Source organism: Enterobacter sp. AG326 (genome assembly GCF_004362415.1).
Lineage (GTDB): Bacteria > Pseudomonadota > Gammaproteobacteria > Enterobacterales > Enterobacteriaceae > Enterobacter > Enterobacter asburiae.
In genome coordinates, this window is sequence record NZ_SNXG01000002.1 from 602,341 (window position 1) to 628,015 (window position 25,675).

Sequence of the window (25,675 nt, forward strand, 5' to 3'; positions counted from 1 at the left end):
TCGCCGGTATTTTTTTAGAGGTTAAAGATGAGAATAATCATCGTCGTTATGATGGCATGCCTGCTCAGCGGCTGCGGCAGTATCATCAGTCGCACCATTCCAGGGCAAGGCCACGGAAATCAGTATTACCCGGGCGTGAAATGGGATCTTCGTGATTCCACATGGCGCTACCTGACCGTGCTCGATCTGCCGTTCTCGCTGATTTTCGACACGCTGTTGCTGCCGATCGATGCCAGCCACGGCCCTTACGAATAGCGTAAATTAACGCTCGTCCCACTCATCGGCAGCGGTTTGACCTTCTTCCGTATCCAGCGGCGGTTCGAGCTGAAACTCACCCTCATCCCACTCGTGCAGGGTGTTCTCTTCCAGCCATTCCTGCCGAAGTTCGATTTCGTCATAGTCGCCATCAAAGACGGCCTGCGCACCTTCACCGCTTAATATCGGTAAACATTCCCCTTCTTCACCTTCATCGGCAAAGAATTCGGCCTGCCACATAATATCCCCATCCTGCAGCACGTATTTTTGGATATTAAGCTGTTGCACGTTAGCATCTTCTTCTTCAACGCCGGGGTTGTCGGCGAGGAACTCTTCACGAGCGGCATCAATAGCTTCTTCCAGCGTGGCGTACATGGTCATTGGTGTCTCCCTGTTTTCCAGAAGGTTTCAGGGAAAGAATAGCTGAATATAAGATTCTGCAAGTATGAATGCGAAAATAAGCTATCAGGCGTTCGTCTTATTCCGTCACGGGCCGCAGCGCGCGGGATAAACTGAACCATGAATAAATGGCATTGAACAATACGACGCCCGCCGTCACGATAAAGACGGCGCGAAAACCGAAGCTGGCGGAGATCCCGGCTCCGAGCAGCGGTCCGGTGACGTTACCGATATCGCGGAATGACTGGTTGTAGCTGAAAATACGCCCGGCGATCTGGTTCGTGGAGTTGTAGACCAGCAGGGTCTGTACGGCGGGCAGCAATGCGCCGTCGGCGGCTCCCAGCAAAAAGCGCAGGACGCCCAGCTGCCATGGCGTTTGCACCATCGACATCGGGATAAGCAGCAGGACGGAAATCACCAGCGCGCAGATCAGTATTTTTTCCGGACCCACCCGGTCCCCCAGTTTTCCGAGCCTCGGGGCGCTCAGCAGCGCCGCCACGCCGGGTACGGAGGCAATCAGCCCGCTGATGAACGCAATATTGCTGACGTTACCCGCCAGGTCGCGAACGTACAGCGTCAGAATAGGGGCAATCGACCCGGTAGCCACCTGGATAATCATTGTCGTCACGAACAGGCTCAGCACCAGTCTGGGATTTTTAAGCGAGGTCAGCACTTCCCTGGCGTGGAGCATCTCTTTCTTCGCAACAGGCGTGAAGTTTTCACGAATACAGAGCAGGGTGACGATAAAGCACAGGAACAACACGCTGGCGGTGATAAAGAAAACTGGCCGCAGGCCATAGTTATCAGCCAGGAGTCCACCGGCCAGCGGTCCCAGCAGGGCACCGCTCACGCCGCCGGTTGAGAGCGTGCCCAGCGCCCAGCCGCTTTTATGGCGGGGAATTTGCGTGGCAATCAGGGCATTCGCGTTGGGAATAAATCCCCCCAGCAGGCCCAGCAGCGCGCGCAGGATCAGAAACTGCCAGACGTTCTGCGCCACGCCCATCAGCGCCATGATAATGGCCATCCCCAGCGCCGAGCGCAGCAGCATGATTTTACGTCCCTTGCGGTCGGCAAGGCCGCCCCAGAACGGTGAGGCCATCGCGGAAAAGAGAAACGTGATGCTGAATACCAGACCGGACCACATATTGAGCGCGCTGTGGCCCGTCACGCCAAGCTGTTCGACGTAGAGCGGCAGGAAGGGCATAACCAGGCTAAAGGCCGCGCCGGTAAGAAAACAGCCAAGCCACGCAACCGTGAGGTTACGTTTCCAGTTTATGGGGGCATCTGAGGGTGACATAACTATCCGCATAATGAGGTGCAGAGCACCTGAAGCATAAAGTAATAAGCCTGCTAATTATGCGCCTGGGTTATGATTGCCGCAATGAGGGGGAGCTTTTAAAGCTAAAACGGCATGCGGCCCTGAGGACCGCATGAGGATTAATAGCGGGACGGCGTGCCTTGTGGCCGCGTTTTAAAACGGCGGTGCAGCCACATGTACTGCTCGGGCGCCAGCATGATGCATTTCTCCACAACGCTGTTCATCCAGCGCGCGGTGGTTTCCGCATCGTCGAGCGGCGGCGCGAGTTCAGGCTCCAGCATCATCAGTTCATAGCCTGAACCATCCGGCTTACGGCGGGGAACAAAAGGCACGATGGCGGCTTTGGACATGCGCGCCAACATCCAGGTACCGGTCGTTGTTGCGGCCTCTTCAACGGCGAAGAAGGGGACAAATACGCTGGCCTGTGGGCCATAGTCGTGGTCGGGAGCATACCAGACCACTTCGCCGGACTTCAGCGCGCGGATCATCCCCTTCAGATCCTTACGGTCGATCATGCTTTTGTTGGAGCGCATGCGGCCGTTGGTCTGGATTAAATCGATGACCGGATTATCGTTAGGACGATAAACGCCAATGCCAGGCGCCTGCATGCCGAACATGCGCGCCCCGATTTCCAGCGTCAGGAAATGGACGCCGATCAGCAAAACGCCCGTCTGGTTGGCCTGAAGCGTATGCACCGGCTCCATGCCGGTTCCCGTCACCTCGCTCCAGCGGGCCATGCGTTTGTCCGGCCAGAACCACGCCATGCCGGTCTCCATAAGCCCCATCCCGACGGATTCGAAATTCTTCGCGACCATATCGTGACGCTCTGGCTCGCTCATCTGCGGAAAACATAGCTCAAGATTGCGGTACGCGATTCTGGCGCGACGCTTCATAAACAGTTGCGCGAAACGGCCCAGAAATTTACCCAACCGAAAAATAACAGGGTAGGGAAGCTGTACCAGAAGCCATAAAAAGCCGATGCCAAGCCAGGTCAACCAATATCGGGGATGCAAAAGGGCGGCAGTAAATTTTGGTAACTGGGTCATGTCTTTCCTGTTTTCAAACGTCCTGTTTTGCTAGTGTCTCATTTTTTGAGACGTAGCCAAAATATCTGCTTTCGAAGCGTGCACGAATACAGCAATTGTTAAGCCTGATTAATCAGGGTGTGTGAAATGTAGCGTAAATTGTGTGGATGTAAATTGGTTTTATTTGCTATATGATGCCGACCGATTTTTCATTCTCTCTAACGATTCCAGGACTGTACACCATGCCAGTGTTACACAACCGCGTGTCGAATGAGATGTTAAAAGCGCGCATGTTGGCTGAAACCGAACCGCGCACAACCATCTCTTTCTACAAATATTTCACCATCAACGATCCGCAGGCGACCCGCGATGCGCTTTATCAGGCGTTCACGGCGCTGAACGTCTTCGGCCGCGTCTACCTTGCCCGTGAAGGCATCAACGCGCAAATTAGCGTACCGGAAAGCAAAGTCAGCGCCTTCCGCGACGTGCTTTATCAGTTCGATCCGGCCCTCGACGGCTTGCGCCTGAACATTGCCCTGGATGACGACGGGAAATCCTTCTGGGTGTTGCGCATGAAGGTGCGTGAACGCATCGTGGCGGACGGTATCGACGATCCTGCGTTTAACGCGGCGGATGTCGGTGAATATCTCAAGGCTGCGGAAGTGAATGCGATGCTGGACGATCCGGATGCCGTGTTCATTGATATGCGTAACCACTATGAATACGAAGTGGGGCATTTTGAGAACGCGATGGAAATCCCGGCCGATACCTTCCGCGAGCAGTTGCCTAAAGCGGTTGAGATGATGCAGGAACATAAAGATAAAAAGATCGTTATGTACTGCACCGGCGGTATCCGCTGTGAGAAAGCCAGCGCGTGGATGAAGCACAACGGCTTTAATAAGGTCTGGCATATTGAAGGCGGCATTATCGAGTACGCCCGCCGCGCCCGCGAGCAGGGTTTACCGGTGCGCTTTATCGGGAAAAACTTTGTCTTTGACGAGCGTATGGGTGAGCGTATCTCGGAAGACGTTATTGCCCAGTGCCACCAGTGCGGCGCACCGTGCGATACCCACACCAACTGCAAAAACGACGGGTGTCATCTGCTGTTCATTCAGTGCCCGGCCTGTGCCGAGAAGTTTAACGGCTGCTGTAGCGAACTGTGCAGCGAAGAGAGCATCCTGCCGGAAGAAGAGCAGCGTCGCCGTCGCGCAGGACGTGAAAACGGCAACAAGATTTTCAATAAATCACGCGGCCGTCTGAATACCAAACTGGGTATCCCTGACCCGGAATGATAATAACGCCCGGCACTGCGAAAGCCTGCCGGGCGAATCTATTATGATTTCTGCTGTACACCTTCAACGGAAATAATCAGCTCAACGTCCTGAGACGCCGGGCCTAAATCCGTTGTGATATTAAAATCTTTCAGGTGAATTTTGCCCGCTGCTTCAAATCCTGCGCGTTTACCGCCCCACGGATCGTCACCCTGACCCAGTAATTTAGCATCAAGCGTGACCGGTTTTGTTACGCCGTTAAGCGTCAGGTTGCCGGTAATATTCAGCTTATCACCCTCTTTTTTCACTTCCGTGGAGGTGAAAGTAGCCTGTGGATATTTCCCGACATTGAGGAATTCTCCGCTGCGCAGATGTTTATCACGTTCAGCATGATTGGTATCCACGCTGTTGGTATTAATGGTCACGTTGACCTTGTCGGCGGCAGGATTTTTCTCGTCAAAGGTGAATGTGCCGTCAAAATCTTTAAAGGTACCGTACAGCCAGCTGTATCCCAGATGCTGAATACGGAAATTGACGAAAGCGTGCTGGCCCTCTTTATCAATTTTATAATCAGCCGCCACGGCGGAACCGGCGGTAAATAACAGAGATCCCAGGGCGATACCCAGCAGGTGTTTTTTCATTTTATGCTCCAGAGTCAACTGACGAGCGGCCAAGCATGCGCTTTAGCGTATCGTCTTTATCAATAAAATGGTGTTTGAGGGCGGCAAGCCCGTGCAGCACGGACAGGATCACGACGCTCCACGCAAGCCAGAGGTGAACGACCCCGGCAGTGTCAGCCTGAGCGCCCGCATCGCTGAGCGTTGCCGGAACGTCAAAAAGGCCAAAGACGCTAATCGGCTTACCGTCCGCCGTTGAGATAAGGTAGCCGCTAATCAGAATGGCGAAGAGCAGGGCATAGAGCGCGATATGCGCGGCAACTGCACCCAGGCGGGTCATTTTGCCGTGGGTCTTCGGCGCGGCGGGCGGCGGGGAAATATGTCGCCAGACCACGCGAAAAACCAGCCCCAGCATCAGGAGGACTCCAATGCTTTTATGTAACTCCGGTGCCTGATGATACCAGCCGTCGTAATAGCTGAGCGTGACCATCCAGAGTCCAAGTCCAAACATACCGTAGACGGCAACAGCAAATATCCAGTGCAAACCTATGGATATTATTCCGTAGCGCCGGGAGGTGTTACGCAGTTGCATCAGAATGTCCATTTTCATATTAACCGAAGGGTAAAAATGAACGGGAAGATGTGACATTGCAACTGAAATAATTGTCTATTGATTTTTATTTTATTTATTTCAGCGCTTTTGAACAGGATCGATAAAGGTAATTCAATGTCTTCGTGCAAGTAAAATAGAGAGTTTCAATAAAGCTAAATAAATGTCAATTATTGTCAGTCAGGGTTTTCAATAAAATACAATGTAAACAAAATCAATAATAGCCAGCAGCGCCCACAATAAGATATAGAGCATGAAGTGCTCGCGAATATTATTCATCAGAAAGCTAACGATCCTGCGCATAACGCCCCGTAATGCAGTGTGAATGAAACGGGCCCCGGAACGTCCGGAGCCCGTGCGGATTATCCGTTAAAACGCGAGAGCGAGAAGGGCGTCAGATCAAACTGCGGCGTGATGCCCTGGGCAAACTGCGCGGCGATTTCACCCAGCACGGAAGCGAACTTAAAGCCGTGGCCGCTCAGCCCGGTGATAAGCAGAGTGTTGTCATGCCCGGGCAGCGTATCAATGATGAAGTCTTCATCCGGCGTGTTGTCGTAGGTACAGGCCGCGCCATACAGCAACCCACCGACGCCCGGAAGAATCGTACGCAGGAACGAGAAGGCTTCCGAACCATCCTGTGGGAAGGCGCCAAAAGGCTTACGCTCTTCAGGGGAGGCGATCGCCTGGCCACCGTTGTGTTTACCGATTTTCAGCGCGTCTTTCTCGGAAGGGAAACCGTAGAACTGATCGCCATTCGGCAATTCGCCGGTGAATGCCGGGAATTTATTCTGTGCGCTGTAGCGACCATCCGACTGGAACCAGGAGAAGACCTTGCGCACCGGCTGGATCGGCAGTTCCGGCAGCAGGCGAGTGACCCAGGTTCCTGCGCTGACGAGCAGGCGGGACGCTGAATAGTCGCCGTCAAGAGTCGTTACCGTGACGCCATTCTCGTCATGGGTGATGGCCTCCACCGGACAGTTAAACAGCTGCGCACAGCCGGCTTTCGCGGCAAGATCGATCCAGGTTTTGATCGCCGCTTCACAATGCAGCACGCCGGAGTGGGCTTCAAAGAGGCCGATGTAATCGTTCGGGACGGTAATTTCAGGCCATCGCGCGGTAATGCCCGTTGCGTCCAGCTTCTCAACATCCAGATTATAGGCTTTTGCACTGCGTTCGACGCTGGCGAGAAAATCAGAATGAGCGGGGCCAAGGTTGATGACGCCGGTACGCTCGAAAATACGCTCTTCGGTCTGTGTCGCAAGTTCATCCCACAGCGTCTGGGCGCGAAGCACCAGCGGTACATAGCGCTCGCCTTCTCCATACGCATGGCGCATGAGGCGGGTATCGCCATGATGGCTGCCCTCCGAATGAGGAGGAAGGTGGGCATCGATCATCAGGACCTTCAGACCTGCCTGTGTTGCGTAATAACCGGCGGCGGAACCCACGGAGCCGCTACCAATAATGATTAAGTCGTATCTCATATGCATCTCGTAAACTGATGTTTTGTTAGCAGAGTAATTAACAACGCGGGGTTAGACAAGGGAGAAATAAATAAGGCACCGCGAGGGTGCCTGTAGAGAGAAAAGTGGGCATAAGCTTAGTGCCGTTTATACTCATTTTCCTGATAGTCGCCAGATTCTATTTTTGCAATACCTGCCTCTAAAATAGAAATAAACTGACGGGCGACGTCTGTTGTTAGCCACAGCGTCTGTCCAACTTCCGCTTCTTCACGGTTGAGTTGATTCGGGGTCTGGTAGTGCAAACGCAGCATCAGCGCATCGTAGCTATCTACGGTACTGATATCCCAGCCAACAAGTGGATGGGTCTGGATCACTTCACTATTCTTTTCCATTATAACCCCCTTAATGCGTGTTAGAAGACAACGGCTCTGAGGTTCAATGCATGTTTTTCTGAAAGCATCTTCAGTATACCAAGTAATAAGGGTTCCAACGGGAAAAATAAACAGGTGGCAACACATTTTTCTGCTTTTTAGGATTGTTCGAACAATAAAACACCATCTCGTTCACGATTTTTAAAGAAGATGCCGAATTAATTTGAACTTGCAGGATTTTTAGACGAAAAAAAGCCGGGGCGACCCGGCAAAAAAACACAATGAGGGAGCAGTGTTAATCTGTGATAAACCAGTCGTCTGCGCTTTCCCACGTTTCCTGCAGGATTTCGCTGATGCGATCTTTATCTTCTTTCGCAGCACCAATGACGGAGAGGTTGTTCGCCGCGGCGTAACGCACCGTTACGGCACCCGCGTTATCGGGAAAGGTGTTGTTAATACGGCGGGATAATTCGCCTGCCAGTGCATCAAGCGCGCCGGCAGGCAGAACGGTTGTTTTGGCTATGGTGACTTCAATACGCATAAATGCCCCCTGTGTAATATACTGTTTATTTATACAGGTATATTATCGGTTTGACAACAAGGGGCATTGATTTTTTAACGTTTTACCGTCCAGTTAACGGTTTCGCCCGCCAGGAATGGAATCAGCGTGTCATCCGTCAGCGCAATGGACTCCTCAACGTGGCTCGCTTTACGCTCCAGTTCGATGAAGGTGTCGTTGACCGGCAGGCCGTAGAAGCGCGGGCCGTTAAGGGAGCAGAACGCTTCAAAATGTTCGAGCGCGTTCATCTCTTCAAAGACGGTCGCGTAGCTGGCCAGTGCCGTTGGGGCGTTGAAGCAGCCTGCACAGCCGCAGCTCGCCTCTTTGCGGTGGCGGGCGTGAGGTGCGGAATCGGTGCCGAGGAACGCGCGGGAGAACCCGCTGGCGACCAGCTCGCGCAGCGCCTGCTGGTGGATGTTGCGCTTGAGAATAGGCAGACAGTACAGGTGAGGACGCACCCCGCCCACCAGCATGTGGTTACGGTTAAACATCAGGTGCTGTGGCGTAATGGTCGCGGCGATAAGATCGTTGCCGTCACGCACATACTCTGCCGCGTCTTTGGTGGTGATATGCTCAAAGACCACTTTAAGCGCGGGCAGGCGCTGGCGCAGAGGCTCCATCACGGTCTCGATAAAGCGGGCTTCACGGTCGAAGATGTCAATCTCGGCATGCGTGACTTCACCATGGACCAGCAGCGGCATGCCCAGTTTCTGCATGCGTTCCAGAACCGGCATTATGGCATCAATGCTGGTGACGCCGTGGCTGGAGTTGGTGGTGGCGTTTGCCGGATAGAGTTTCGCCGCCGTAAATACGCCTTCGTTAAACCCGCGCTCCACTTCGTTCGGATCCAGCGAGTCGGTAAGATAGCAGGTCATCAGCGGGGTAAAATCGTGTCCCGCAGGGACGGCATCCAGGATGCGCTGGCGATAGGCCATCGCGGCATCGACGGTGGTGACTGGTGGAACCAGGTTAGGCATGACAATCGCGCGGCCATAAATTTCGCTGGTATAAGGCACGACGGTTTTCAGCATATCGCCATCACGCAGATGGATATGCCAGTCGTCAGGGCGGCGGATTTTAAGAACCTGGGGTTGTGCAGTCATGGAAGCTCCGGCTTGTCAGGAATCAGTCATAAGGATGGCTGTTTTTGCCGGACACAAATCATAAGCGGAAACGTTTTCGTTTGCACACTTTTCCGTAAAAAAAAGGGTGCCGCAGCGCCCTTCAGGTTAATCGGTGAAAGGAATGATAATTTCTCCCGGTTTCACCTCTATCCCTTTTGCATATTTTTTCGCCAGAGCTTCACCCTTGCTTTTGTCTTCGCTTAAGACGTACGCGGGCTGCTGGTTAAAGTAATTTCGCAGCGACTGGTTGAGATAGGGCATCAGGGTTTGCAGAACCGGTGCCATCTTGTCCGGCGACACCTGCGCATCGACGACTTCCATCTCCTGCAGGAAAATTGCCCCTTTCTCTTTGTTGAAAACGGGCAGGGCCTTCAGCTTGAGCTTAATGTTGGCTTTCTGATTGCCAAAGAGGGATGACATATCGAGAGCCGCGTCACCGGCCAGGGTAACTTTGTTTGGCTCTTCACGACCGATCTGGCTGGTCAGGTTCGTAAGCACGATATGCGCGTCCGCCAGTCCCGGCACGCCAATGTCTTTAGAGAAATTGTTATGTTTTTCCAGCGCCTGATTAATTTCCTGTTCACTGACGGTATATTGCGTGAGCTGGTTACAGCCAACCAGCAGGCCGCTGACAACTAATGCCGCGGCAAAGACAATTTTCTTCATAGTGTTCCTCAACGAAAAATCGGCGCTTCTGTCCTGTTACGCAAGTATGTCAGTGTGAATTGGCAGAAACCAGCAGAAAAAACTGAGAAGTGGGGCGGGAGTGCCTCCCGCCCGAGGGAAAGGCTACGCGCCAGGCTCGAGCATCCCGCTCGCGCTGCGTTTCTGGCTGAACTGCCACCACAGGGCAAGGAGCGTCATAAAGCCCACCGCGCCGAGCATCATCCACGGGAGTTCGGGCTGGTTAAACGCTTTGCCGGCATCAAACAACCAGCCGCCACCGGCGTAACCTAATGCACCGCCAAGCGCCAGCCCCAGCCGGCTGAAACCCATATAGCTGCCGCGCGCACGCGCATCCGCAAGCGAGGCGCTCAACGTTTCACGGGCAGGCTCGGCGATGATTGAGCCAATATAGAACGTGCAAATCAGCGTAAACAGCTGCTGGAGAGAGTTGACCAGGCCGATCGGCATCATGCTCAGCGTCATCAGGAACAGCCCGGCCATCAGGCGATGCTCCAGACGAAAACGCCGCTCGCTCCAGCGGGCAATCGGATAGAGCAGCGTCAGGGAAAGTGCGGCTTCAATGGCGTACATCCATTTAACGGCAGCAGGCGTGCCCGCAATGTCGTTAACCATGATCGGCAGCATCAGCATGACCTGCACAGCCAGCATGTAGTATCCCGTCAGGGTCAGCACATAGGTGACAAAACGCCTGTCGCGCAGGACGCGGCCAAGCCCTTCCCGGACCGGCGCTTTGACCGTCGACAGTTTCCAGGCGGGCAGGAACAGGCCATTAAACAGCGCGCACAGAATAAAGAGCACCGCGCCCGCCGCGCAGACCAGACGGAAGTCATACTGCAGCAGCCAGCTTCCCAGCAGGGCGCCGATAACCGCCCCGGCACTGTCCTGCATCATCAGAATCGAGAAGAAACGGCCGCGGTGCTGAGGGCGAATAAGCTTCACCACCAGCGCGGTGCGCGGCGGATCGAACAGCGTGCCGCCGATACCGGAGAGGAAACAGGAGAACCAGAGCAGCCAGGGCTCCTGGGCGATCGCCATCGTGGCAAAGCCTGCCGCGCGCAGCAGCATACCGGTAACGATCATCGGTTTAGCGCCAAAGCGGTCGGCAATGGCCCCGCCAAAGACCCCCAGACCCTGCTGGACAAACTGGCGTAACCCCAGGGCAATGCCAACCATTAATGCCGCCCAGCCCATCTGATCGACAAAGCGGATCGATATCAATGGAAAAACGACAAAAAAGCCGAGCACGACCAGCATGTTATCGACGAGCAGGAAATATTTACCCAGGCTCCTGGCCTGTGATACGCGGGACATTTTCCCTCCAGGGAAAATAAGAAGGTGAGCACGCTAACATTCTGCGGTGTCGCCGCGTTTTTTCCCACCCCTGGGCGTGACAATATTTTTTTATCAAAAGGGTGCTTTGATAGAGAGTTCTCATCGAAAATAATGAAAAGAGGGCAAAATGGTATGTCACTGTTTTCACAGACGGCGCAGGCGCAGGTATAGTAAAGCTAATGGGTAAGCAGAAGTGACGGGAAGGAGTGGTATCGATGTTTGGCTATCGCAGTAATGTGCCAAAAGTGCGTCTGACAACGGACAGGCTGGTCGTTCGTCTGGTGCATGAGCGTGATGCCTGGCGTCTGGCGGATTATTACGCCGAGAATCGCCAGTTTTTAAAACCCTGGGAACCCGTTCGGGATGAGAGCCATTGTTACCCTTCCGGCTGGCAGGCGCGCCTCAGCATGATTACGGAATTTCACAAGCAGGGCAGCGCGTTCTATTTCGCGCTGCTGGATCCTGAAGAAAAAGAGATTATCGGGATCGCCAATTTTTCAAACGTGGTGCGCGGGTCGTTTCATGCCTGCTACCTCGGCTACTCCATCGGCCAGAAATGGCAGGGGCAGGGGCTGATGTACGAGGCGTTAACGGTGGCGATCCGCTATATGCAACGCACGCAGCATATCCATCGCATCATGGCGAACTATATGCCGCATAATCAGCGCAGCGGCAATTTGCTGGCGCGTTTAGGGTTCGAGAAAGAGGGTTACGCCAAAGACTATCTGCTGATAGACGGAGAGTGGCGCGACCACGTTCTGACGGCGTTAACCACCCGGGACTGGACCGCAGGTCGTTAAGGAGAAAAGATGAAGTATCAGCTAAACGGTACAGAAGCGCGCGTGATTGGGTGCTTACTCGAAAAACAGGTCACCACGCCGGAGCAGTATCCGCTCTCCGTCAACGCCGTAACCATGGCCTGCAACCAGAAGACCAACCGCGAGCCGGTGATGTACCTCAGCGAGCATGAGGTTCAGGACGTGCTGGATGCGTTGGTTAAACGCCACTATCTGCGCACCGTCAGCGGCTTCGGCAACCGCGTGACCAAATACGAACAGCGCTTCTGTAACTCCGAATTTGGCGACCTGAAGCTGAGCAGTGCGGAAGTGGCGGTCATCACCACGCTGTTGCTGCGCGGGGCGCAGACGCCGGGAGAGCTGCGCACGCGCGCTTCCCGTATGCATGAGTTCAGCGATATGCAGGAAGTTGAGCAGACCCTGGAAGGGCTGGCTTCTCGCGAAGACGGCCCATACGTGGTGCGTCTGGCGCGCGAGCCGGGCAAACGTGAAAGCCGCTATATGCATCTGTTCAGCGGCGACGTCGATGTCGCTACCGCTACCGTGGAGAGCGACGCGGGATCCTCAGCAAGTAATGACACTCTTGCCGCGCGGGTAGAAGCGCTGGAAGAAGAGGTCGCCGGGCTGAAACAGCGTCTGGATGCGTTGCTGGCACATTTGGGAGACTGACGGTGAAAAAATTACGCGTAGGCGTGGTGGGGCTGGGCGGTATCGCGCAAAAAGCCTGGCTGCCTGTTTTAGGTGCGGCGACGGACTGGACCCTGCAAGGGGCATGGTCGCCCACCCGAGAAAAGGCAGAACGTATCTGCGAAACCTGGCGCATTCCGTATGCTGCCTCTCTGCAGGATCTGGCCCGCGAGTGTGATGCGGTCTTTGTGCATACCTCAACGGCAACCCACTATCAGGTGGTGAGCGAGCTGCTCAATTTGGGGATTCACGTCTGCGTGGATAAGCCGCTGGCGGAAAATGTTCAGGATGCCGAACGGCTGATTGAGCTGGCCGCGCGCAAAAAACTGACGCTGATGGTGGGCTTCAATCGCCGCTTCGCGCCGCTTTATCAGCAGCTGAAGGCGCAGTCGGGCACGCTCGCCTCGCTGCGGATGGATAAGCACCGCACCGACAGCATTGGGCCAAACGATCTGCGCTTCACCCTTCTGGATGATTATCTGCACGTTGTGGATACGGCGCTGTGGCTGAGCAACGGTAATGCGCAGCTGAAGAGCGGTACTCTGGTGACAAACGATCAGGGGCAGATGGTCTACGCGGAGCACCACTTCGCCGTTGAGCATCTTCAGATTACCACCAGCATGCACCGTCGGGCGGGAAGCCAGCGTGAATCCGTGCAGGCGGTGACCGAGGGCGCGCTGTATGACATTACAGACATGCGCGAGTGGCGGGAAGAGAAGGGCAACGGCGTGGTGACGCTCCCGGCGCCAGGCTGGCAGAGTACCCTCGAGCAGCGCGGTTTCGCAGGATGCGCCCGCCACTTTATCACCTGCGTGCAAAATCAGACGGTTCCTGAAACGTCCGGCGAGCAGGCCATTCTGGCGCAGCGCATTGTGGAAAGGCTCTGGCGCGATGCCATGAGCGAATAACTCGCTGTAACATCTGCGGATAGTAATTCGTTGAAATCCGGTTAGACTAAGCGCCGCTTGTTGGCTTTGCCGGGTGGCGCTTACGCTAATCCGGTCTACAAATCCGTATGGTTCTGGAAATTCACGTTAATGAACTTATTAAAATCGCTGGCGGCCGTCAGCTCGATGACCATGTTTTCCCGCGTGCTGGGTTTTGCGCGCGACGCCATTGTGGCAAGGGTATTTGGTGCAGGGATGGCCACGGACGCCTTTTTCGTCGCGTTCAAATTGCCGAACCTGCTGCGTCGTATTTTTGCTGAAGGGGCGTTTTCCCAGGCATTCGTACCCATTCTGGCGGAATATAAAAGCAAGCAGGGTGAAGACGCGACGCGCGTCTTTGTTTCTTATGTCTCCGGGCTGCTGACGCTGGCTTTGGCGGTGGTGACCGTACTCGGGATGCTGGCCGCGCCGTGGGTGATTATGGTGACCGCGCCCGGTTTTGCCGATACGGCTGACAAATTTGCGCTGACCTCGCAGCTGCTGCGCATCACTTTCCCCTATATTCTGCTCATCTCGCTGGCCTCGCTGGTGGGGGCGATCCTGAACACCTGGAATCGCTTCTCTGTCCCGGCGTTTGCGCCGACGTTTCTCAACGTCAGCATGATCGGTTTTGCCCTGTTCGCCGCGCCGCACTTTAACCCGCCGGTGCTGGCGCTGGCCTGGGCGGTTACCGTCGGCGGCGTGCTGCAGCTGGCGTACCAGCTGCCGCATCTGAAAAAAATCGGCATGCTGGTGCTGCCGCGCATCAATCTCAAAGATGCCGGGGCGATGCGCGTGATCAAGCAGATGGGACCCGCCATTCTTGGCGTCTCCGTCAGCCAGATCTCGCTTATCATCAACACCATCTTTGCCTCTTTCCTTGTGTCCGGCTCGGTTTCCTGGATGTACTACGCTGACCGTCTGATGGAGTTCCCGTCCGGGGTGCTGGGCGTGGCGCTGGGGACCATCCTGCTGCCGTCGCTGTCGAAAAGCTTTGCCAGCGGCAACCATGATGAGTATTGTCGCCTGATGGACTGGGGGTTACGTCTCTGCTTCCTGCTGGCCCTGCCGAGCGCGGTGGCGCTGGGTATTCTGGCTAAACCGCTGACGGTGTCGCTCTTCCAGTACGGAAAATTCACCGCCTTTGATGCCGCGATGACCCAGCGCGCGCTGATTGCCTACTCGGTCGGATTGATGGGGCTGATCGTCGTCAAGGTGCTGGCGCCCGGGTTCTACTCGCGTCAGGACATCAAAACGCCGGTGAAAATTGCCATTGTGACGCTGATTATGACCCAGCTGATGAACCTGGCGTTTATTGGTCCGCTGAAGCATGCCGGCCTGTCGCTGTCTATTGGTCTGGCGGCCTGTCTGAATGCCGGGCTGCTGTACTGGCAGCTGCGCAAGCAGGATATCTTTACGCCGCAGCCGGGCTGGGGAAGTTTCCTGGTGCGTCTGATTATTGCGGTACTGGTGATGTCAGCCGCGCTGCTCGGCATGATGTACGTGATGCCGGAGTGGTCCCAGGGCACCATGCCTTATCGTCTGATGCGGCTGATGGCCGTGGTAGGCGTCGGGGTGGTGGCTTACTTTGCCACGCTCGCGGTGCTGGGCTTCAAAGTGAAAGAGTTTGCCCGCCGTACGGCATAAACGCCAAAAGGGGAGTTCACCTTATGGTGCTCCCCGCTGCATGATTTGTCGCCAGGCGTCAAATCGAAATCTTTTTAACTCCCGCAATACGCGCAGTCGCTGTTTGACCATCCGCACCGTACAGTCCGGTTTCTTTATGCGGTTTCAATACCTCAAGCGCCTGCTGATTACGCTCAATCTGACCTTCCAGTAGCCAGCCGTTGTGCTGGTTAAGGTCGCGCAGGTGCTGGGTTTTTTCGGTAATGGTTTGCCAGCGCTCAACAATATCGTCATTGGCGCTGCGCTTAGGATCCTGCTCAGCGCGGCGCTGCTGCTCCAGATAATCCAGCGTCGCCAGTAGCGAACTTTTATCTTCAGTAATACGCTGCAGCGCGCTGCCGTTGATGTGACCGGAAGAGAGATGCTGCTGTTCAGCGTCCATTACCGTTTTCAGGTCGTTAAGAACAACCGTCATTTGATCCAGTATTTCTGACAGTCGACTCATACGGTTAGTTACTCTGTAAGAAACTCTGTGCTTCCTGAATCAGGGCGTCAGCAATCTTGCTGGTGTCCATTTTCAGCTCACCGTTACGAATAGCCGTTTTCAGCGCTTCAACACGTTCCATATTGATATCGTTGCTGCCTGGCTGCATCAGTTTTGCCTGCGCGTCGCTCAGGGTTACGCTGGTGCTGTTGGACGTTGACGGTTTTTCCAGACGCGTTTTCTGCGCAGGAGCGTCATTCGTTTCGCGAGGTTGTACAGCGCTTACCGGCTTCAGGGCTGATGTACGATCAATGCTCATAGTGTTGTCCTCATCGAGGGTTCGCGGCGTTTGCGCCTGACATCATCATTAGTGGAATATTTATCGGCACGCGCCGCGAAATCTTTAAAAAGATTATAGGTTAATCAGAATATTCCCATCAGAATCGACGGTTCCGCTCACCACCTGGCCTGAGGACATTCTGACGCGGGCGTTTTGCGCCACCGCGGCATTGTTTAACGCTTTCCCTTCACTGTTGATGCTAAAGCCATCTCCGTTGGCCACGACCATCACCTGTTGACCCGCTTTGACCCGCCATGACTGACGCAGCATTGAGAGCTGTATCGGCTGGCCGGGGGCGACATCGCGCAGGCTGACGGCGTCCTGTGCCTGGTTCATTTCCAGCATGGTGCGTGGAGGCAGCTGATCCAGACGGCCGCGTTTTAACGTCACGCTGTTCGTCTGCAGCACGCTGCCGCGCGCAATGGGCACGGCGGCGACAACATAATTGCCCGTCGCCTGAACTGCAACCTGTAAATAGCGTTTTTCGTTGGCGCAGCGTGCCAGCACGTTCACATTTCCCCACAGCCGGGTGGTTCCCGTCACGCTGAATGACGGTTGGTCACAGGTCGGGTACAGATTCGGTGGGGTGCGCACGGTAACGTTAACCTCATCGCTAAAGCCCGCCAGCTTTTCAGCAAAAAAAGCCGTCAGCTGATCCTGTAAGCCTTCAGCCTGCACCAGAGGGCTAAACAGCAAGAAAGTTGCCGTCAGGGCACGTTTTAACGTTTGCATCGCAAGTTCCACCGTTTCCAGAGTTGAATGAATTCTACCTGCAGTGGTTTTGCATCAACGCAATAAATAGCGACGCATTTTGCGCTTATTCCGTCGATAGGGGAGACCGGGTGAGATTTAAGCTGTGAACTGAAATTTTGCCATCAGCGGAGGAGACATGCTCGATAAACTCGACGCCGCGTTACGTTTTCAGCAGGAAGCGCTCAATTTACGCGCCCAGCGGCAGGAGATTTTAGCCGCCAACATCGCTAACGCCGATACCCCAGGGTTTCAGGCGCGCGATATTGATTTTTCCAGTGAACTCAAAAAGGTGATGGAGCGTGGACGTGCCGAAGGAACGGGTGTTGCACTTGCCATGACATCCTCTCGCCATATTCCTGCTCAGGCGATGACCGCGCCAGCGACCGATTTACTTTACCGCATTCCCGATCAGCCCTCACTCGACGGTAACACCGTGGATATGGACCGGGAGCGTACCCAGTTTGCCGATAACAGCCTGAAATACCAGACGGGCCTGACCGTACTCGGCGGACAAATCAAAGGCATGATGAACGTCCTGCAGGGGGGGAACTGATAGATGGCCTTGTTGAATATTTTTGATATTGCCGGTTCGGCGTTAACCGCGCAGTCCAAACGCCTGAACGTGGCTGCCAGTAACCTGGCGAACGCCGACAGCGTAACCGGACCAGACGGCCAGCCTTATCGTGCCAAACAGGTTGTCTTTCAGGTCGATGCTGCGCCGGGCGCGGCGACGGGCGGCGTGAAGGTGTCTGATGTGGTAGAGAGCCAGGCGCCGGACAGGCTGGTGTATGAGCCGGGTAACCCGCTAGCGGATGCCAGCGGATACGTAAAAATGCCAAACGTGGATGTGGTGGGCGAGATGGTGAACTCCATGTCGGCTTCCCGTAGCTACCAGGCCAACGTCGAAGTGCTTAATACCGTGAAGAGCATGATGCTCAAAACGCTCACTCTCGGCCAGTAAAGGAGACATGCATGTCCATCGCCGTAAATGTGAATGATCCTACGAACTCGGGTGTTAATAACACCAAGAGTACGACGGGTTCTAACTCCCTCACCGGGAGCAATGCCTCCGATCTTCAGGGCAGCTTTCTGACGCTGCTGGTGGCGCAGCTTAAGAACCAGGATCCCACCAACCCAATGCAGAACAACGAACTGACCACGCAGCTTGCGCAGATCAGCACCGTGAGCGGCATTGAGAAACTGAATACGACCCTCGGTTCCGTCTCCGGGCAGATCAACAGTGCCCAGTCTCTGCAGGCGGCAAGCCTGATTGGCCACGGGGTAATGATCCCGGGCACCACGATTCTGGCGGGCACCAGCACCACCGAAGGCAACACCACAACCACCACCACGCCGTTTGGCGTTGAGCTCCAGCAGGCGGCTGAGAAGGTCACTGCAACAATCATGGATGCCAATAACGTGGTGGTTCGCACCATTGATATCGGCGAGCTGAAGGCGGGCGTTCACACCTTTACGTGGGATGGCAGCCTGACCGACGGCACTAAAGCACCAAACGGTTCTTACAAAGTAGCGATCAGCGCCAGCAACGGGACGACCCAGCTGGTGGCGCAGCCGCTGCAGTTCGCGCTGGTCCAGGGCGTGATTAAAGGAAGCGACGGCAACAAACTGGATTTGGGAACCTCTGGTTCCACCACACTCGACGAAGTTCGGCAGATTATCTAAGCCTTAACACTTATCAGGAGTAAGTCATGGCCTTTTCTCAAGCGGTCAGCGGCCTGAATGCTGCGGCCACCAACCTGGACGTCATTGGCAACAACATCGCCAACTCCGCGACCTATGGTTTTAAATCCGGTTCTGCTTCATTTGCGGACATGTTTGCCGGTTCCAAAGTCGGCCTGGGCGTGAAAGTTGCGGGCATCACTCAGGACTTTACCGACGGCACCACTACCAACACCGGTCGTGGTCTGGACGTTGCCATCAGCCAGAACGGTTTCTTCCGTATGGTCGATTCCAACGGCTCTGTGTTCTACAGCCGTAACGGTCAGTTCAAGCTGGACGAAAACCGTACGCTGGTTAACATGCAGGGCATGCAGCTGACGGGCTACCCGGTAGCGGGTACGCCATCAAAAGTCCAAACTGGTGCCAACCCACAGGCGATCACTATTCCAACAACGCTGATGGCAGCCAAGTCAACCACTACGGCATCCCAGCAGATCAACCTTAATTCTACCGATACCGCGCCAACAGTGGCATTTGATGCGACTAATCCGGATACCTATAACAAAAAAGGGACTGTGACCGTCTTTGACAGCCAGGGTAATGCGCACAACATGAACCTGTTTTACGTCAAAGATGCTGCACCCGCTAACTCCTGGAAAGTGTATTCCCAGGACGGTAGCGTGGCAGGTAGCGCGGCAACGCTGGCAACTACGCTGACCTTTGATAACAACGGTTCGCTGACCGGCGGTGGAAACATTAACTTAACGACCGCGACCATACCTGGTGCAACCCCTGCGACCTTCGCAATGAGTTTTGCTAACTCGATGCAACAGAATACGGGTGCCAACAACATTGTTGCGACCAGCCAGAACGGCTTCAAGCCTGGCGATCTGGTGAGCTATCAGATCAACGATGACGGCACCGTCGTCGGGAACTACTCCAACGAACAGACTCAGGTTCTGGGTCAGATCGTGCTGGCAAACTTCGCCAACAACGAAGGCCTGAAATCGGAAGGCGACAACGTCTGGTCTGCCTCCCAGTCCTCCGGCGTGGCGCTGCTGGGTACCGCAGGCACCGGTAACTTCGGCAAGCTGACCAACGGCGCGCTGGAAGCCTCCAACGTGGATATGAGTAAAGAACTGGTGAACATGATTGTCGCGCAGCGTAACTATCAGTCGAACGCGCAGACCATCAAAACCCAGGACCAGATCCTCAACACGCTGGTTAACCTGCGTTAAGCGGCTAACAGGAAAGCGCAATGGATCACGCAATATATACCGCGATGGGCGCGGCAAGTCAGACGCTCAATCAGCAGGCCGTTACTGCCAGCAACCTGGCAAACGCCTCAACGCCGGGCTTTCGCGCGCAGCTTAATGCGCTGCGCGCGGTGCCGGTTGAAGGGCTTTCTCTGCCAACCCGTACGCTGGTGACGGCATCAACCCCTGGCGCAGATATGACGCCAGGGCAGATGGACTACACCTCGCGCCCGCTGGACGTTGCCCTGCAGCAGGACGGCTGGCTGGCGGTGCAAACTGCCGACGGCAGCGAAGGCTATACCCGTAACGGCAATATCCAGGTGAGCGCGACGGGCCAGCTGACGATTCAGGGGCATCCGGTGATGGGGGAAGCGGGTCCGCTGACCGTGCCGGAAGGCTCTGAGCTGACTATCGCCGCGGACGGCACCATTTCGGCGCTGAACCCGGGCGACCCGGCCAACACCGTTGCACCCGTCGGACGTCTGAAGCTGGTGAAAGCGGAAGGCAAAGACGTACAGCGTGGCGATGACGGCATGTTCCGTCTGACCCAGGCGGCGCAGGCGACGCGTGGTGCCACGTTACAGGCCGATCCGAGCATCCGCGTGATGTCCGGCGTTCTGGAAGGCAGCAACGTCAAGCCGGTAGCCGCCATGAGCGACATGATTGCCAGCGCCCGTCGTTTTGAAATGCAGATGAAGATCATCAGCAGCGTGGATGAAAACGCGGGCAAAGCTAACCAACTTCTGGCTATGAGTTAACAGGACTCCTTATGATCAGTTCTTTATGGATCGCGAAAACTGGCCTGGACGCCCAGCAAACCAATATGGACGTGATTGCCAACAACCTGGCAAACGTGAGCACCAATGGTTTCAAGCGTCAGCGTGCCGTTTTCGAAGATTTGCTTTATCAAACCATCCGTCAGCCGGGCGCGCAGTCTTCTGAACAGACGACGCTGCCGTCGGGCCTGCAGATTGGTACCGGCGTTCGCCCGGTGGCTACCGAGCGTCTGCACAGCCAGGGCAACCTGTCACAGACCAACAACAGTAAAGACGTGGCAATCAAAGGCCAGGGCTTCTTCCAGGTGCAGCTGCCTGACGGGACCTCTGCCTATACCCGCGACGGTTCGTTCCAGGTCGATCAGAACGGCCAGCTGGTGACGGCGGGCGGTTTCCAGGTTCAGCCTGCGATTACCATCCCGGCGAACGCCCTGAGCATCACCATCGGACGTGACGGTGTGGTCAGCGTAACCCAGCAGGGACAGGCCGCGCCGGTTCAGGTTGGGCAGCTCAACCTGACCACCTTCATGAACGATACCGGTCTGGAAAGCATTGGTGAGAACCTCTACACCGAAACGCAATCCTCCGGTACGCCGAATGAGAGCACCCCGGGCCTGAACGGTGCGGGCCTGCTGTACCAGGGTTATGTTGAAACGTCCAACGTGAACGTGGCGGAAGAGCTGGTGAATATGATCCAGGTCCAGCGCGCGTATGAAATTAACAGTAAAGCAGTGTCGACGACCGACCAGATGCTGCAGAAACTGACGCAACTCTAAGGTGTAGCCCGGTGCGGTAAACGCCGCACCGGCTCCCTGTTTTCGAAGATGAAGGCAATGCAAAAAAACGCGGCGTTTCGTTATCCGATACTGACTGTTCTGGCTGTCACCCTCAGCGGGTGTGCTTTGATCCCGTCTAAACCATTGGTCCAGGGTGCGACGACTGCCCAACCCGTTCCTGGCCCAGCGCCAGTGGTAAACGGCTCCATTTTCCAGACCGCGCAGCCGATTAATTACGGCTATCAGCCGCTGTTTGAAGATCGCCGCCCGCGTAACGTCGGCGATACATTGACCATTGTGCTGCAGGAAAACGTCAGCGCGAGCAAGAGCTCGTCGGCGAACGCCAGCCGCGATGGCAAAACCAATTTTGGCTTCGATACCGTGCCACGCTATCTCGAAGGGCTGTTCGGCAACGCGCGTGCTGATGTGAACGCGTCCGGCGGCAACACCTTTAACGGCAAAGGCGGCGCGAACGCCAGCAACACCTTCAGCGGTACGCTGACGGTCACGGTTGACCAGGTCCTGGTTAACGGCAACTTACACGTTGTGGGTGAAAAACAGATCGCCATCAACCAGGGCACTGAATTCATTCGCTTCTCGGGCGTGGTTAACCCTCGCACCATCAGCGGCACCAACACCGTTCCGTCCACCCAAGTGGCGGATGCGCGCATTGAGTACGTCGGTAACGGCTATATCAATGAAGCGCAAAATATGGGTTGGCTGCAGCGCTTCTTCCTTAATTTATCGCCGATGTAAGCGAGGTGACCCATGTTTAAATCGATCTTCGCCGTGGCGCTTGCGCTGGTGGCAACCTTTGCCCAGGCTGACCGTATTCGCGACCTCACCAGCGTTCAGGGCGTTCGTGAAAACTCCCTGATTGGCTATGGCCTGGTGGTGGGTCTGGATGGTACCGGTGACCAGACGACCCAGACGCCGTTCACCACCCAAAGCCTGAACAACATGCTTTCCCAGCTCGGCATTACCGTGCCGGCGGGAACCAACATGCAGCTGAAAAACGTGGCCGCGGTAATGGTCACCGCGTCCTACCCGGCGTTTGCGCGTCAGGGGCAGACCATTGATGTGGTGGTCTCCTCAATGGGTAATGCCAAAAGCCTGCGCGGCGGTACGCTGCTGATGACCCCGCTGAAAGGCGTTGATAGCCAGGTCTACGCGCTGGCGCAGGGGAACATTCTGGTTGGCGGTGCGGGTGCATCCGCAGGCGGAAGCAGCGTGCAGGTGAACCAGCTGAACGGTGGACGCATCACCAACGGTGCGATCATTGAGCGTGAACTGCCGACCCAGTTTGGCGCGGGCAACACCATTAACCTGCAGCTTAATAATGAAGACTTCACGATGGCGCAGCAAATTGCCGATACCATCAACCGCAGCCGCGGATACGGTAACGCAACGGCACTCGATGCGCGCACCGTGCAGATCCGCACCTCCACAGGCAGCAGCAACCAGGTGCGCATGCTGGCGGATATCCAGAATATGGAAGTAAACGTTCCGGTTCAGGATGCGAAAGTGATCATCAACTCCCGTACCGGCTCGGTGGTGATGAACCGGGAAGTGTCGCTGGACAGCTGCGCCGTGGCGCAGGGTAACCTCTCCGTGACGGTAAACCGCTCCGCGAACGTGAGCCAGCCGAATACGCCATTTGGTGGCGGTCAGACGGTGGTGACGCCGCAAACGCAGATTGATATGCGTCAGAGCGGCGGGTCGCTGCAGAGCGTTCGCTCCAGCGCCAACCTGAACAGCGTGGTGCGTGCCCTGAACGCCCTGGGCGCAACGCCGATGGACCTGATGTCCATCCTGCAATCCATGCAAAGCGCGGGCTGCCTGCGCGCCAAACTGGAAATCATCTAATGCTGACCGATAGCAAACTGTTGACCAGTGCAGCCTGGGACGCCCAGTCGCTCAACGAACTGAAAACCAAAGCAGGTAAAGACCCGGCGGCGAACATCCGCCCGGTTGCCCGCCAAGTGGAAGGGATGTTTGTACAGATGATGCTGAAAAGCATGCGTGAAACCCTGCCGAAAGATGGGATGTTCAGCAGTGATTCAACGCGTCTCTACACCAGCATGTATGACCAGCAGATTGCGCAGCAGATGACCGCCGGTAAAGGCCTCGGTCTGGCTGACATGATTGTGAAACAGACCGAAGCCGCGCAGGGCGTTCAGCCTCAGGATCAGACGCAGCAGGTACCGATGAAGTTCGACCTGGAAACGGTGACCAGTTATCAGAACCAGGCTCTGACGCAAATGGTGCGTAAAGCGATGCCAAAAGCCACGGGCAGCGGCGATGAGCCGCTCTCCGGTGACAGCAAAGACTTCCTGGCGCAGCTTTCTCTGCCAGCGCGTCTTGCCAGCGAACAGAGCGGCGTGCCGCATCACCTGATTCTGGCGCAGGCCGCGCTGGAGTCGGGCTGGGGTCAGCGTCAGATCCGCAAGGAAAACGGCGAGCCGAGCTTCAACATCTTCGGCGTGAAGGCCACCTCCAGCTGGAAGGGGCCAACAACGGAGATCACGACCACCGAATACGAGAACGGTGCGGCGGTGAAGGTCAAAGCAAAATTCCGCGTCTACAGCTCCTATCTGGAAGCATTGTCCGACTACGTTGGCCTGCTGAGCCGAAATCCGCGTTATACCGCCGTTACGCAGGCGGCGACGGCGGAGCAGGGCGCTCAGGCCTTACAAAACGCGGGCTACGCGACTGACCCGAACTATGCACGCAAGCTCACCAGCATGATCCAGCAGCTGAAATCCATGGGCGAGAAGGTCAGCAAAGCCTATAGCACAGATATTGAAAATCTGTTCTGAAAGTTCTCAAGTCCCGGTGGAGGTTGCCGATAACCTTCAACAGGACTCGTGTCTGAACGTATAAAAGGAACCCCCATGTCCAGTTTGATTAACAGCGCCATGAGTGGCCTCAGTGCCGCGCAGTCGGCACTCAATACCGTCAGTAATAATATTTCAAGCTATAACGTGGCAGGTTACACCCGCCAGACCACGGTGCTGGGCGCATCTAACAGCACGCTGACCGGCGGTGGCTGGGTGGGTAACGGGGTTTATGTCTCCGGTGTCCAGCGTGAGTATGACGCCTTCATCACCAACCAGCTGCGCGCCGCGCAGACGCAGAGCAGCGGTCTGACGACGCGCTATCAGCAGATGTCAAAAATCGATGATGTGCTCTCCGATACCACCAACTCGCTCTCCACCACCCTGCAGGACTTCTTCAAAAGCCTGCAAACCCTGGTGAGCAACGCGGAAGACCCGGCTGCACGTCAGACGGTGCTGGGTAAAGCGAGTGGTCTGGTCAATCAGTTTAAAACCAACGATCAGTATCTCCGTGACCAGGATGCGCAGGTGAATACCGCCATCTCAAGCAGCGTGTCTCAGATCAACAACTACGCGACGCAGATTGCGAATCTGAACGATCAGATTTCCCGTCTGACCGGTGTCGGTGCGGGCGCTTCGCCTAACGACCTGCTCGACCAGCGGGATCAGCTCGTGACTGAACTGAACAAAATCGTGGGCGTGGAAGTCTCCGTGCAGGATAGCGGCACGTTTAATATCTCTCTCGGCAACGGTTACAGTCTGGTGCAGGGCAGCAAAGCCAGCCAGCTGGCGGCCGTGAAGTCCAGCGCCGATCCGGCTCGCACGACCATCGCCTACGTCGATGACGTGGCGGGCAATATTGAGATCCCCGAGAAATTTATCACCACCGGTTCTTTAGGCGGTTTACTGACCTTCCGCACGGAAGATCTGGATAAAGCGCGTAACAGCCTGAACCAGATGGCGCTGGCCTTCGCCGACGCGATGAACACGCAGCATGAAGCCGGTTTTGATGCGAACGGTGATGCGGGCGGTAAGCTGTTCAACTTTGGTTCTCCGGCGGTCCTGTCCAACAGCAAGAACGGCGGCTCGGCCGTTGTCACAGCCTCCGTGGCGGACAGTAAACAGGTCCAGGCGACAGACTATAAGCTGCAGTTTAACGGCACTGACTGGACGATCACCCGCACGTCAGACAAAACCAGCTTTACGATGAGCCCGGATGCCAGCGGCAATCTGTCGTTTGATGGCCTTAACGTCAACGTCAGCGGCACGGCAAATACCAAAGACAGCTTCACCGTGAAGCCTGTTTCCAACGTCATCATGAACATGGATCTCGCGATCAGCGACGAGTCCAAACTGGCGATGGCATCGGTGCAGAACGGCGGCGAAAGTGACAACCGTAACGGCCAGAAACTGCTCGATCTGCAAAACGGCAAAGTGGTGGGTGGGAATAAAACCTTCAACGATGCGTATGCCTCTCTCGTCAGTACCGTCGGTAGCACCACGGCGTCACTGAAGGTGAGTAGCCAGACGAAAGCCAATGTGGAAACGCAGTTAATCAAGCAGCAGCAGACCATCTCTGGGGTAAACCTCGACGAAGAGTATGGCAATTTGCAGCGTTATCAGCAGTATTACCTGGCCAATGCCCAGGTATTACAAACTGCCAGTACGCTCTTCGATGCAATTATCAACATTCGTTAAGGTTGAGGTGA

At 55.6% G+C, this 25,675-nt stretch carries 31 protein-coding genes; 16 read left to right on the forward strand and 15 right to left on the reverse strand.

The window, feature by feature from the left end; translation table 11 throughout:
* Positions 1–27 precede the first annotated feature (27 nt).
* The gene (locus DFO52_RS09875; protein WP_029740363.1) at positions 28–255 is read left to right on the forward strand and encodes a YceK/YidQ family lipoprotein; all 228 of its coding nucleotides are present in this window, start codon (positions 28–30) and stop codon (positions 253–255) included.
* 6 nt (positions 256–261) lie between these two features.
* On the opposite strand, the gene DFO52_RS09880 is transcribed toward DFO52_RS09875, so the two are convergent.
* The 3 genes from DFO52_RS09880 to DFO52_RS09890 all read right to left on the reverse strand — a co-directional run bounded on the left by DFO52_RS09880 (position 262) and on the right by DFO52_RS09890 (position 3,018).
* A complete protein-coding gene (locus tag DFO52_RS09880; protein WP_133550288.1) occupies positions 262–636 on the reverse strand; it encodes a MysB family protein in 375 nt (124 codons plus the stop codon).
* A gap of 97 nt (positions 637–733) precedes the next feature.
* Positions 734–1,951, reverse strand: a complete 1,218-nt coding sequence (mdtG, locus tag DFO52_RS09885) for a multidrug efflux MFS transporter MdtG (protein ID WP_032658047.1) — start codon at positions 1,949–1,951, stop codon at positions 734–736.
* 140 nt (positions 1,952–2,091) lie between these two features.
* Positions 2,092–3,018 carry a Kdo(2)-lipid IV(A) acyltransferase gene (locus tag DFO52_RS09890; protein ID WP_023311120.1) on the reverse strand — a complete coding sequence of 309 codons (927 nt, stop codon included), beginning with the start codon at positions 3,016–3,018 and terminating at the stop codon, positions 2,092–2,094.
* 221 nt (positions 3,019–3,239) lie between these two features.
* Between DFO52_RS09890 and DFO52_RS09895 the strand changes: the two genes are divergently transcribed.
* Positions 3,240–4,289 carry a rhodanese-related sulfurtransferase gene (locus DFO52_RS09895; RefSeq protein ID WP_029740360.1) on the forward strand — a complete coding sequence of 350 codons (1,050 nt, stop codon included), beginning with the start codon at positions 3,240–3,242 and terminating at the stop codon, positions 4,287–4,289.
* Positions 4,290–4,330: 41 nt separating this feature from the next.
* On the opposite strand, the gene DFO52_RS09900 is transcribed toward DFO52_RS09895, so the two are convergent.
* From DFO52_RS09900 to mdtH, 9 genes are all read right to left on the reverse strand, one after another.
* Positions 4,331–4,909: a YceI family protein gene (locus tag DFO52_RS09900; protein WP_033145193.1), complete on the reverse strand. Its 579-nt coding sequence runs from the start codon at positions 4,907–4,909 to the stop codon at positions 4,331–4,333.
* A 1-nt stretch (position 4,910) separates the two neighbouring features.
* Entirely contained in the window at positions 4,911–5,477 is a 567-nt protein-coding gene (locus tag DFO52_RS09905; protein ID WP_121931783.1) for a cytochrome b, read from the reverse strand.
* Positions 5,478–5,684: 207 nt separating this feature from the next.
* The gene (locus tag DFO52_RS09910) at positions 5,685–5,798 is read right to left on the reverse strand and encodes a YceO family protein (RefSeq protein ID WP_032638658.1); all 114 of its coding nucleotides are present in this window, start codon (positions 5,796–5,798) and stop codon (positions 5,685–5,687) included.
* Positions 5,799–5,857: 59 nt separating this feature from the next.
* Positions 5,858–6,976 carry an N-methyl-L-tryptophan oxidase gene (gene solA / locus DFO52_RS09915; RefSeq protein WP_133550290.1) on the reverse strand — a complete coding sequence of 373 codons (1,119 nt, stop codon included), beginning with the start codon at positions 6,974–6,976 and terminating at the stop codon, positions 5,858–5,860.
* Between the two features lie 116 nt (positions 6,977–7,092).
* The gene (bssS, locus tag DFO52_RS09920) at positions 7,093–7,347 is read right to left on the reverse strand and encodes a biofilm formation regulator BssS (RefSeq protein WP_008500827.1); all 255 of its coding nucleotides are present in this window, start codon (positions 7,345–7,347) and stop codon (positions 7,093–7,095) included.
* A 274-nt stretch (positions 7,348–7,621) separates the two neighbouring features.
* Entirely contained in the window at positions 7,622–7,867 is a 246-nt protein-coding gene (dinI, locus tag DFO52_RS09925) for a DNA damage-inducible protein I (protein WP_008500826.1), read from the reverse strand.
* A gap of 74 nt (positions 7,868–7,941) precedes the next feature.
* Complete coding sequence (gene pyrC / locus DFO52_RS09930) at positions 7,942–8,988, reverse strand: dihydroorotase (RefSeq protein ID WP_033145198.1); 1,047 nt, start codon at positions 8,986–8,988, stop codon at positions 7,942–7,944.
* A 126-nt stretch (positions 8,989–9,114) separates the two neighbouring features.
* The gene (locus DFO52_RS09940) at positions 9,115–9,675 is read right to left on the reverse strand and encodes a lipoprotein (RefSeq protein ID WP_029740355.1); all 561 of its coding nucleotides are present in this window, start codon (positions 9,673–9,675) and stop codon (positions 9,115–9,117) included.
* Positions 9,676–9,798: 123 nt separating this feature from the next.
* On the reverse strand, positions 9,799–11,007 hold the full coding sequence (mdtH, locus tag DFO52_RS09945; protein WP_029740354.1) for a multidrug efflux MFS transporter MdtH: 1,209 nt from the start codon (positions 11,005–11,007) through the stop codon (positions 9,799–9,801).
* Positions 11,008–11,243: 236 nt separating this feature from the next.
* Between mdtH and rimJ the strand changes: the two genes are divergently transcribed.
* The 4 genes from rimJ to murJ all read left to right on the forward strand — a co-directional run bounded on the left by rimJ (position 11,244) and on the right by murJ (position 15,085).
* A complete protein-coding gene (gene rimJ / locus DFO52_RS09950; protein ID WP_008500822.1) occupies positions 11,244–11,828 on the forward strand; it encodes a ribosomal protein S5-alanine N-acetyltransferase in 585 nt (194 codons plus the stop codon).
* A gap of 9 nt (positions 11,829–11,837) precedes the next feature.
* Positions 11,838–12,494 carry a YceH family protein gene (locus DFO52_RS09955; RefSeq protein ID WP_133550292.1) on the forward strand — a complete coding sequence of 219 codons (657 nt, stop codon included), beginning with the start codon at positions 11,838–11,840 and terminating at the stop codon, positions 12,492–12,494.
* A 2-nt stretch (positions 12,495–12,496) separates the two neighbouring features.
* On the forward strand, positions 12,497–13,420 hold the full coding sequence (locus tag DFO52_RS09960; RefSeq protein WP_133550294.1) for a Gfo/Idh/MocA family oxidoreductase: 924 nt from the start codon (positions 12,497–12,499) through the stop codon (positions 13,418–13,420).
* 129 nt (positions 13,421–13,549) lie between these two features.
* Positions 13,550–15,085: a murein biosynthesis integral membrane protein MurJ gene (gene murJ, locus DFO52_RS09965; RefSeq protein WP_032650837.1), complete on the forward strand. Its 1,536-nt coding sequence runs from the start codon at positions 13,550–13,552 to the stop codon at positions 15,083–15,085.
* Between the two features lie 58 nt (positions 15,086–15,143).
* Here the strand turns inward: murJ and flgN are convergent, their stop codons facing one another.
* From flgN to flgA, 3 genes are all read right to left on the reverse strand, one after another.
* A complete protein-coding gene (gene flgN, locus DFO52_RS09970) occupies positions 15,144–15,569 on the reverse strand; it encodes a flagella biosynthesis chaperone FlgN (RefSeq protein ID WP_025755834.1) in 426 nt (141 codons plus the stop codon).
* 4 nt (positions 15,570–15,573) lie between these two features.
* The gene (flgM, locus tag DFO52_RS09975) at positions 15,574–15,867 is read right to left on the reverse strand and encodes a flagellar biosynthesis anti-sigma factor FlgM (RefSeq protein ID WP_023311133.1); all 294 of its coding nucleotides are present in this window, start codon (positions 15,865–15,867) and stop codon (positions 15,574–15,576) included.
* A gap of 93 nt (positions 15,868–15,960) precedes the next feature.
* Positions 15,961–16,620: a flagellar basal body P-ring formation chaperone FlgA gene (gene flgA, locus DFO52_RS09980; RefSeq protein WP_029740350.1), complete on the reverse strand. Its 660-nt coding sequence runs from the start codon at positions 16,618–16,620 to the stop codon at positions 15,961–15,963.
* 157 nt (positions 16,621–16,777) lie between these two features.
* On the opposite strand from flgA, the gene flgB reads away from it, so the two are divergent.
* The 10 genes from flgB (at position 16,778) to flgK (ending at position 25,664) form a co-directional block, all read left to right on the forward strand.
* Positions 16,778–17,194, forward strand: coding sequence for a flagellar basal body rod protein FlgB (flgB, locus tag DFO52_RS09985; RefSeq protein WP_023311135.1), 417 nt, complete (start codon positions 16,778–16,780; stop codon positions 17,192–17,194).
* A gap of 3 nt (positions 17,195–17,197) precedes the next feature.
* Positions 17,198–17,602 carry a flagellar basal body rod protein FlgC gene (gene flgC, locus DFO52_RS09990; protein WP_008500814.1) on the forward strand — a complete coding sequence of 135 codons (405 nt, stop codon included), beginning with the start codon at positions 17,198–17,200 and terminating at the stop codon, positions 17,600–17,602.
* Between the two features lie 11 nt (positions 17,603–17,613).
* Positions 17,614–18,324: a flagellar hook assembly protein FlgD gene (gene flgD / locus DFO52_RS09995; RefSeq protein ID WP_029740349.1), complete on the forward strand. Its 711-nt coding sequence runs from the start codon at positions 17,614–17,616 to the stop codon at positions 18,322–18,324.
* 26 nt (positions 18,325–18,350) lie between these two features.
* On the forward strand, positions 18,351–19,559 hold the full coding sequence (flgE, locus tag DFO52_RS10000) for a flagellar hook protein FlgE (RefSeq protein ID WP_133550296.1): 1,209 nt from the start codon (positions 18,351–18,353) through the stop codon (positions 19,557–19,559).
* A 20-nt stretch (positions 19,560–19,579) separates the two neighbouring features.
* Positions 19,580–20,335: a flagellar basal body rod protein FlgF gene (locus tag DFO52_RS10005; RefSeq protein WP_029740347.1), complete on the forward strand. Its 756-nt coding sequence runs from the start codon at positions 19,580–19,582 to the stop codon at positions 20,333–20,335.
* Between the two features lie 11 nt (positions 20,336–20,346).
* Positions 20,347–21,129 carry a flagellar basal-body rod protein FlgG gene (flgG, locus tag DFO52_RS10010; RefSeq protein WP_008500810.1) on the forward strand — a complete coding sequence of 261 codons (783 nt, stop codon included), beginning with the start codon at positions 20,347–20,349 and terminating at the stop codon, positions 21,127–21,129.
* A gap of 57 nt (positions 21,130–21,186) precedes the next feature.
* Positions 21,187–21,885, forward strand: a complete 699-nt coding sequence (flgH, locus tag DFO52_RS10015) for a flagellar basal body L-ring protein FlgH (protein WP_024909015.1) — start codon at positions 21,187–21,189, stop codon at positions 21,883–21,885.
* 12 nt (positions 21,886–21,897) lie between these two features.
* Complete coding sequence (locus DFO52_RS10020) at positions 21,898–22,995, forward strand: flagellar basal body P-ring protein FlgI (protein ID WP_029740346.1); 1,098 nt, start codon at positions 21,898–21,900, stop codon at positions 22,993–22,995.
* Positions 22,995–23,948: a flagellar assembly peptidoglycan hydrolase FlgJ gene (gene flgJ / locus DFO52_RS10025; protein ID WP_029740345.1), complete on the forward strand. Its 954-nt coding sequence runs from the start codon at positions 22,995–22,997 to the stop codon at positions 23,946–23,948. The genes DFO52_RS10020 and flgJ overlap by 1 nt, the downstream gene beginning before the upstream one ends.
* 75 nt (positions 23,949–24,023) lie before the next feature.
* The gene (gene flgK, locus DFO52_RS10030; protein WP_133550298.1) at positions 24,024–25,664 is read left to right on the forward strand and encodes a flagellar hook-associated protein FlgK; all 1,641 of its coding nucleotides are present in this window, start codon (positions 24,024–24,026) and stop codon (positions 25,662–25,664) included.
* Positions 25,665–25,675: the final 11 nt, after the last annotated feature.

What these genes read in the sequence shown, in the direction of transcription:
- DFO52_RS09875 (WP_029740363.1), top strand. Translation starts at nt 28, where the DNA reads ATGAGAATAATCATCGTCGTTATGATGGCATGCCTGCTCAGCGGCTGC.
- DFO52_RS09880 (WP_133550288.1), bottom strand. Translation starts at nt 636, where the DNA reads ATGACCATGTACGCCACGCTGGAAGAAGCTATTGATGCCGCTCGTGAA.
- mdtG (WP_032658047.1), bottom strand. Translation starts at nt 1,951, where the DNA reads ATGTCACCCTCAGATGCCCCCATAAACTGGAAACGTAACCTCACGGTT.
- DFO52_RS09890 (WP_023311120.1), bottom strand. Translation starts at nt 3,018, where the DNA reads ATGACCCAGTTACCAAAATTTACTGCCGCCCTTTTGCATCCCCGATAT.
- DFO52_RS09895 (WP_029740360.1), top strand. Translation starts at nt 3,240, where the DNA reads ATGCCAGTGTTACACAACCGCGTGTCGAATGAGATGTTAAAAGCGCGC.
- DFO52_RS09900 (WP_033145193.1), bottom strand. Translation starts at nt 4,909, where the DNA reads ATGAAAAAACACCTGCTGGGTATCGCCCTGGGATCTCTGTTATTTACC.
- DFO52_RS09905 (WP_121931783.1), bottom strand. Translation starts at nt 5,477, where the DNA reads ATGCAACTGCGTAACACCTCCCGGCGCTACGGAATAATATCCATAGGT.
- DFO52_RS09910 (WP_032638658.1), bottom strand. Translation starts at nt 5,798, where the DNA reads ATGCGCAGGATCGTTAGCTTTCTGATGAATAATATTCGCGAGCACTTC.
- solA (WP_133550290.1), bottom strand. Translation starts at nt 6,976, where the DNA reads ATGAGATACGACTTAATCATTATTGGTAGCGGCTCCGTGGGTTCCGCC.
- bssS (WP_008500827.1), bottom strand. Translation starts at nt 7,347, where the DNA reads ATGGAAAAGAATAGTGAAGTGATCCAGACCCATCCACTTGTTGGCTGG.
- dinI (WP_008500826.1), bottom strand. Translation starts at nt 7,867, where the DNA reads ATGCGTATTGAAGTCACCATAGCCAAAACAACCGTTCTGCCTGCCGGC.
- pyrC (WP_033145198.1), bottom strand. Translation starts at nt 8,988, where the DNA reads ATGACTGCACAACCCCAGGTTCTTAAAATCCGCCGCCCTGACGACTGG.
- DFO52_RS09940 (WP_029740355.1), bottom strand. Translation starts at nt 9,675, where the DNA reads ATGAAGAAAATTGTCTTTGCCGCGGCATTAGTTGTCAGCGGCCTGCTG.
- mdtH (WP_029740354.1), bottom strand. Translation starts at nt 11,007, where the DNA reads ATGTCCCGCGTATCACAGGCCAGGAGCCTGGGTAAATATTTCCTGCTC.
- rimJ (WP_008500822.1), top strand. Translation starts at nt 11,244, where the DNA reads ATGTTTGGCTATCGCAGTAATGTGCCAAAAGTGCGTCTGACAACGGAC.
- DFO52_RS09955 (WP_133550292.1), top strand. Translation starts at nt 11,838, where the DNA reads ATGAAGTATCAGCTAAACGGTACAGAAGCGCGCGTGATTGGGTGCTTA.
- murJ (WP_032650837.1), top strand. Translation starts at nt 13,550, where the DNA reads ATGAACTTATTAAAATCGCTGGCGGCCGTCAGCTCGATGACCATGTTT.
- flgN (WP_025755834.1), bottom strand. Translation starts at nt 15,569, where the DNA reads ATGAGTCGACTGTCAGAAATACTGGATCAAATGACGGTTGTTCTTAAC.
- flgM (WP_023311133.1), bottom strand. Translation starts at nt 15,867, where the DNA reads ATGAGCATTGATCGTACATCAGCCCTGAAGCCGGTAAGCGCTGTACAA.
- flgA (WP_029740350.1), bottom strand. Translation starts at nt 16,620, where the DNA reads ATGCAAACGTTAAAACGTGCCCTGACGGCAACTTTCTTGCTGTTTAGC.
- flgB (WP_023311135.1), top strand. Translation starts at nt 16,778, where the DNA reads ATGCTCGATAAACTCGACGCCGCGTTACGTTTTCAGCAGGAAGCGCTC.
- flgC (WP_008500814.1), top strand. Translation starts at nt 17,198, where the DNA reads ATGGCCTTGTTGAATATTTTTGATATTGCCGGTTCGGCGTTAACCGCG.
- flgD (WP_029740349.1), top strand. Translation starts at nt 17,614, where the DNA reads ATGTCCATCGCCGTAAATGTGAATGATCCTACGAACTCGGGTGTTAAT.
- flgE (WP_133550296.1), top strand. Translation starts at nt 18,351, where the DNA reads ATGGCCTTTTCTCAAGCGGTCAGCGGCCTGAATGCTGCGGCCACCAAC.
- DFO52_RS10005 (WP_029740347.1), top strand. Translation starts at nt 19,580, where the DNA reads ATGGATCACGCAATATATACCGCGATGGGCGCGGCAAGTCAGACGCTC.
- flgG (WP_008500810.1), top strand. Translation starts at nt 20,347, where the DNA reads ATGATCAGTTCTTTATGGATCGCGAAAACTGGCCTGGACGCCCAGCAA.
- flgH (WP_024909015.1), top strand. Translation starts at nt 21,187, where the DNA reads ATGCAAAAAAACGCGGCGTTTCGTTATCCGATACTGACTGTTCTGGCT.
- DFO52_RS10020 (WP_029740346.1), top strand. Translation starts at nt 21,898, where the DNA reads ATGTTTAAATCGATCTTCGCCGTGGCGCTTGCGCTGGTGGCAACCTTT.
- flgJ (WP_029740345.1), top strand. Translation starts at nt 22,995, where the DNA reads ATGCTGACCGATAGCAAACTGTTGACCAGTGCAGCCTGGGACGCCCAG.
- flgK (WP_133550298.1), top strand. Translation starts at nt 24,024, where the DNA reads ATGTCCAGTTTGATTAACAGCGCCATGAGTGGCCTCAGTGCCGCGCAG.